This window comes from Nocardioides sp., assembly GCF_036374615.1.
Lineage (GTDB): Bacteria > Actinomycetota > Actinomycetes > Propionibacteriales > Nocardioidaceae > Nocardioides.
In genome coordinates this window covers 1-5741 of the sequence record NZ_DASUTK010000003.1, presented here as the reverse complement: position 1 = coordinate 5741, position 5741 = coordinate 1, and the positions used below count along the sequence as shown (strand labels likewise).

The 5741-nt window shown below is 71.2% G+C and carries 6 protein-coding genes; all 6 read right to left on the bottom strand.

Going from position 1 to position 5741, the window contains the following annotated elements; translation table 11 throughout:
* The coding region (locus VFZ39_RS00100; protein WP_330863676.1) for an aerobic carbon-monoxide dehydrogenase large subunit at nucleotides 1-2201 on the bottom strand (2201 nt) is incomplete at its 3' end.
* A complete protein-coding gene (locus VFZ39_RS00095; RefSeq protein ID WP_330863675.1) occupies nucleotides 2198-2728 on the bottom strand; it encodes a (2Fe-2S)-binding protein in 531 nt (176 codons plus the stop codon). The genes VFZ39_RS00095 and VFZ39_RS00100, both read right to left, overlap by 4 nt.
* Nucleotides 2725-3603, bottom strand: coding sequence for an FAD binding domain-containing protein (locus VFZ39_RS00090; RefSeq protein WP_330863674.1), 879 nt, complete (start codon nucleotides 3601-3603; stop codon nucleotides 2725-2727). Before VFZ39_RS00090 ends, VFZ39_RS00095 begins: the two co-directional genes overlap by 4 nt.
* 1 nt (nucleotide 3604) lies before the next feature.
* Nucleotides 3605-3868: a hypothetical protein gene (locus VFZ39_RS00085; RefSeq protein ID WP_330863673.1), complete on the bottom strand. Its 264-nt coding sequence runs from the start codon at nucleotides 3866-3868 to the stop codon at nucleotides 3605-3607.
* Between the two features lie 204 nt (nucleotides 3869-4072).
* Nucleotides 4073-5029, bottom strand: coding sequence for a LysR family transcriptional regulator (locus VFZ39_RS00080; RefSeq protein WP_330863672.1), 957 nt, complete (start codon nucleotides 5027-5029; stop codon nucleotides 4073-4075).
* A complete protein-coding gene (locus tag VFZ39_RS00075; RefSeq protein WP_330863671.1) occupies nucleotides 5026-5631 on the bottom strand; it encodes a nucleotidyltransferase family protein in 606 nt (201 codons plus the stop codon). Before VFZ39_RS00075 ends, VFZ39_RS00080 begins: the two co-directional genes overlap by 4 nt.
* Between the last annotated feature and the right edge of the window lie 110 nt (nucleotides 5632-5741).

The following is a 5741-nucleotide window of genomic DNA, read 5'->3' as shown; positions in this document are numbered from 1 at the left end:
CACGGCGTGACGACCTCGTGCAGCTCGTAGCCGGGTGTCTCCCAGGCGGTGGGCAGCAGGTAGTCCATGAAGGTGGAGCCGATGCAGTTGCCGTCGGCGTCGAAGGTGAGGAACTGCATGCTGGCCATGGCATAGGCCTCGGTGAGGCCGCCCATGATCTGGCCCTCGACGATCATCGGGTTGATGCGTACGCCGCAGTCGTCGACGGCCACGACGCGCAGCACGTCCCAGACTCCGGTGAGCGGGTCGACCTCGACGGTGACGATGTAGCAGCCGAACGGCCAGGTGAGGTTGGGCGGGTCGTAATAGGCATTGGCCTCCAGGCCGGGCTCGAGCCCGTCCGGCATGTTCGAGTACGCCGCCATCGCGCACTCCTGGATGGTGACGCCGCGGTCGGGCGCGCTGCGGACGTAGAACCGTCCGAGCTCCCACTCGACGTCCTCCTCCGACACCTCGAGCAGGTGGGCGGCGAGGATCCGCGCCTTCGCCCGGACCTTGCGGGCCACCATGGCGACCGCTGCCCCCGCGACCGGCGTGCTGCGAGAGGCATAGGTGCCCATGCCGAACGGCGCGGTGTCGGTGTCGCCCTCCTCGACCACGACGTCGTCGGCCGGCAGGCCGAGCTCGTGCGCCACGATCTGCGCCCAGGTCGTCTCGTGGCCCTGGCCCTGGGTCTTCGCGCCCGTCCGCAGGATCGCCTTGCCGGTCATGTGGACCCGCAGCTCGGCGGAGTCGAACATCTTGATCCCGAGGATGTCGTACTCGCGGCTGTTCCCGGCGCCCAGCGGCTCGGTCATGCAGGAGATGCCGATCCCGAGCAACCGGCCGCGTTTCGCCGCTTCGGCCTGCTCGCGGCGGAAGCCCTCGTAGTCGATCGCCTTCAGACCGACGTCGAGGCACTTGGCGTACTGGCCGGAGTCGGTGAGGAACCCGAACGGTGTCCGGTGCGGGAAGTCGTCGTCGCGCACGAAGTTGATCCGACGGAACTCCGCCTGGTCCATCCCGAGGTCGTCGGCGGCGGCCTGCATCATCCGCTCCTGGAAGAACATCGCCTCGGTGACCCGGAACGAGCAGCGGTACGCGACACCGCCCGGCGCCTTGTTGGTGTAGACCCCACGGGCCGTCAGGTGGGCGTGCGGGATGTCGTAGCACGCGAACGCCGAGTGCAGCAGCCCGATCTTGAACTTGCTCGGCTGGGCGTCACCGAAGAACGCTCCGTGGTCGGAGTCGGTGTGCATGCGGACGCCGAGGATCCGACCGTCCCTGCGCAGCGCCAGCTCGCCCTTCAGGTAGACGTCGCGTCCGAAGCCGGTGGAGATCAGGTTCCCGGTCCGGTCCTCGATCCACTTGACCGGGCGCTCGAGCAGGATCGAGGCCAAGATGGCCTGCACGTAGCCGGGGTAGACCGGCACCTTGTTGCCGAAGCCGCCTCCCAGGTCGGGCGACACGATCCGGATCAGGTGTTCGGGGAGCTCGGCGATCAGCGACACCGCGGCCCGCACGATGTGCGGCGCCTGGGTGGTCATGTACACCGTGAGCTTGCCGGTCGCGCGGTCGAAGTCGGCGACCGCGCCGCACGTCTCGAGCGGGGCGGGATGTGATCGCGGGTAGTGGAGCTCCATCGTCGACACGAGGTCGGCCTCGGCGAACGCCCGGTCGGTGCCTTCCCGGTCTCCGACCTCCCAGTCGAAGCAGACGTTGTCGGGCTGGTTCGCCTTGTCGTCGCGGATGACGGGCGCGTCCGGTGCCAGCGCCTGGGTCGGGTTGACGATCACCGGCAGCGGCTCGTACTCGACGTCGATCGCCTCGCACGCATCCTTGGCGATGTACGGGTCGTCGGCGATGACGCAGGCGACCTCCTGGCCTTGGAAGCGCACCTTGTCGGTGGCCAGCACCGCTTGCGTGTCATAGCTAAGCGTCGGCATCCACGCGAGGTTGCGGGTCGCCATCATCTCGCCGGTGAGCACCAGCCGCACGCCTGGGATCTCCCAGGCCCGGCTGGTGTCGATGCTGGTGATGCGCGCGTGTGCCAAGGGGCTGCGGAGGATCTCCATGTGCAGCATGCCGGGCAGCACCACGTCATCGATGTAGTGCCCCTTGCCACGGATGAACCGGTTGTCCTCGACCCGCCGCCGACTGGCCCCCATCCCGCCGATCTTGATCTCGTCGAGCGCCCGGCTCGCCGGCTCCGTCGCGGTCACTGCGGCTCACCGCCGTTCATCATCCGCGCCGCTCGCAGCACCGACTTCACGATGTTCTGGTAGCCGGTACAGCGACACAGGTTGCCCGAGAGGCCGAACCTGACCTCGTCCTCGGTGGGATCAGGGTTCTCCTCGAGCAGCGCCTTGGCCGTCAGCATCATCCCGGGAGTGCAGAAGCCGCACTGCAGACCGTGCTCGTCCTTGAAGCTCTCCTGGAGCGGGTGCAGCTCGCTCGGACCGGCCAGTCCCTCGACCGTGGTCACCGCGTGGCCGTCGGCCTGGACCGCCAGCATGGTGCAGCTCTTCACCGGCAGGCCGTCGACCAGCACGGTGCACGCCCCGCAGCTCGTGGTGTCACAGCCGGTGTGGGTTCCGGTCAGGCCGAGACCCTGGCGCAGCAGATGGGCCAGCAGGAGCCGCGGCTCGACGTCAGCCGTCCGACGCTCGCCGTTGACGGTGACCGTCACCCGGCGTACCGGCACGTCCTCCTCGACCGGCGCGGGCACTTCCTCGAACAGGCGGGTCATGCGGCTTCCTCCGCGCGGTGGGAGACCCGGGTGAGGATCCGGGTGACGAACGTGTGGATGACGTGACGCTTGTACGCCGCGCTGCCGCGGTGGTCGGTACTGGGCTGGGCCGCCTCGGCGGCGAGGTCCGCGGCCCGGCCGATCACCTCCGGGGTGAGCGGCTGCCCGACGACCGCGTCCGCGGCGGTGCGTGCGTCGATGGTGGTGCTGCCGACGCCGGTGAGAGCGATCCCGGCGCGGGCGACCCGGCCTGCGTCGTCGAGCTCGAGCGCAACGGCAGTCCCGGCAGTGGCGAAGTCGCCCACCCGTCGTTCGAGCTTGAGGAAGCCGCCGGCGACCTGACCTTGCGGCGCCGGGAGCACCGCCTCGACGACCACCTCGTCAGGCGCCAGCACGGTCTGGAACGGGCCGGTGACGAAGTCGGTGATGGCGATCGTGCGGCGGCCTGCGGAGCCCTGGGCGACCACGCGTCCTCCGAGCGCTGTCACGACGGCCGCCCAGTCCCCTTGCGGGTCGGCGTGGCACAGCGAGCCGACGAGAGTGCCGCGGACCCGCACCACCGGATCGGCGATCAGCGGCGCGGCCGCTGCCATCGTGGGCTGCGACCGCGCGATGTCCGGTGACCGCTCCACGTCACGGTGCCGGACGAGAGCCCCGACTCGGATCTCGCCGTCGGCCCCCACCTGCAGCTGGTCGAGCCCCGGAATGTTGTTGATGTCGACGAGCAGCTCGGGTGCGGCGAAGCGCAGCTTCATCAGCGGCACCAGGCTCTGACCGCCGGCGAGCACCTTGGCCTCGCCCGCGCCCTCCTGCAGCAGCGCGATCGCCTCCTCCAGCGAACGCGGCGCCTCGTACCGGAAGCGGGAGGGGTACACGTCAGGGCTCCTCGTCCGCGCCGCCCACGGGCGGCGCGAGGGGGTCCGGGACGGCGACCGGCAGCGACTCGATGTCGGTCGGGTCCGGTCGCGGCTGCTGATGCGGCGGCCACGGTCCCTGGACCGGCTGCCCTGCGACCTTGAGGAACTCGACGAACTGCGGGAAGGCCCAGATGGTCGGGCTGGCACCGCTCTTGGGAGCGTTCTCGATCAGCTCGTACATGCGCGGGTTGCCCCGGCTGTGCCCGTCCGACTCGATCGGCACGGCGCCGCCTCCTCACGTCGGGAGCAGTGGTGGCGTCACTGTGCGCCGCGCGACCCCGCCCCACAACTGCGGATCAAGAGTTCCCTTAAGAGGGTCCTCGGCCGCTTCTTCGGGCTTGCGGGTAACGGTGCTTCCCGTGCGCCTCCCACCCGATGCAACGGGTGGCGAGCGCACCTCTGGCACCGTTACGCGCAGCTCGCCCGCTCAGCTCCAGAGGGTGACGTGAACGGCCGGCTTGAAGCGACCATGGGAGACCGCCCCACCGCGCAGCATCGCTTGGGTGGCCCGCGGAGTGGTGACGAACCGCGCCATCTCCTCCGCGGCGGGGGTCGCCTGCTGGCCCCCGAGCAGCGAGATGTGCCACGACCCCTGGCCGGCCAGCCCCCGGCCGGGCACCCGCACGAGGGCTCCGGAGGACAGGTCCTGGGCGACCGCGAACCCGAGCGCCAGCGTCACGCCGCCGCCGTGCTTGGTCTCCTCGACGGCTGCCGCGTGGCTCTGGAAGATCTGCTGTCGGTCCTCCGGTACGCCGATCCGCTGCACCATCGTCGGCACCACCCCAGCGTCGTCGGCAGCCGAGGGGCCCAGCACCCAGGTCTGCTCGCGCATCATGGCCAGACTCGGCTGGGCGCGGGTCACCGGGTGACCGGGGCCGACGACCGTCAGCACCTGGTAGTTCAGGAACAACCGGCTGGTGATCGTGCCGTCCGAGGTGGCCGGCCACGGTCCGACCGCGGCGTCCACGGTGCGGGTGAGCAGCAGCTGCTCGAAGTCGCCGGCCCGGTGCACGCTCAGCTCGACGTCGAGGTCGTGGGCCCGGTCGGCGAACAGGCTGATCAGCCCCGGGGCGGCGTACTCGGCGAACAGCGAGGTGCTCGCCAGCCGCAGCATCCGGCGTCCCTCCCCCGCCTCCCGAACCTCCAGCACGGTCCGGTCCTGAAGACCCAGCAGCTCCACCGCACGGCTGGCCAGGCGCAGCCCACCAGGTGTGAACGCGAGCCCGGACCCGGTCCGCGTGAAGAGCGGGTCGCCGAGCTCCTTGCGCAGCTGCCCCACGTGCAGCGACACCGCGGCCTCGGTGACGCCGAGGGCGGCTGCCGCGGCTTTCACCGACCCGAGCCGCACGACGCTGGCGAATGCCCGCAGCTGGGTCGGGGTCACCGGGGCCACCTCGCTCGCAGTGCCTCGTAGTCGTCGAGGGTGTCCACGTCCGCCGGCACCGGCCCGGGCACGTCGACCCTCACCAGCCCCTCCCCGGCCGCGTCGACCAGCTTCCACACCGCCTTGTCACCGTGCAGCCCGGCGAGCGCCGCGAACCGCTCCCGCCCCAGCCAGAACGGGTGCCCGATCCCGTCGTCGTAGCGGCACACGGCGAGGTCGGTCCCCTGCCCGGCGGCCACGACCGCCGCAACCGCCTCCGGCGCCACCTCCGGCTGGTCGCCGAGCAGCAGCACCAGACCGGCTGCGGCCGGGTCGACCACCGGCAGCGCAGCAGCGATCGACGACGAGCAGCCGGCGCCGTAGCCCGGGTTGCGGACGACGTCGACCCCACTCAGGTCGACGGTGGCGGCCACCTCGTCCGCGGCGCCTCCGATGGCCACCACCACCTGGTCGAACCCGCACCGTCGGACCGCGGCGAGGGTGGCGTCGAGCAGCGTCGCGTCACCCAGCGGCAGCAGCTGCTTGGGCTTGCCGAGCCGGGTGGACCCACCGGCGGCGAGCACCAGGCCGGTGACGGGTGCGTCACTGCGGAGGGGTGGCACGGCCCTGCATCGCCTCCCAGACTCGTGACGGGGTGAGCGGCATGTCGGCGTGCCGCACGCCGAACGGCGCGAGCGCATCCATCACCGCGTTGACCACCGCCGGCGGCGAG

Coding starts and splice junctions, on each gene's coding strand:
- VFZ39_RS00095 (WP_330863675.1), bottom strand. CDS start 2,728: ATGACCCGCCTGTTCGAGGAAGTGCCCGCGCCGGTCGAGGAGGACGTG.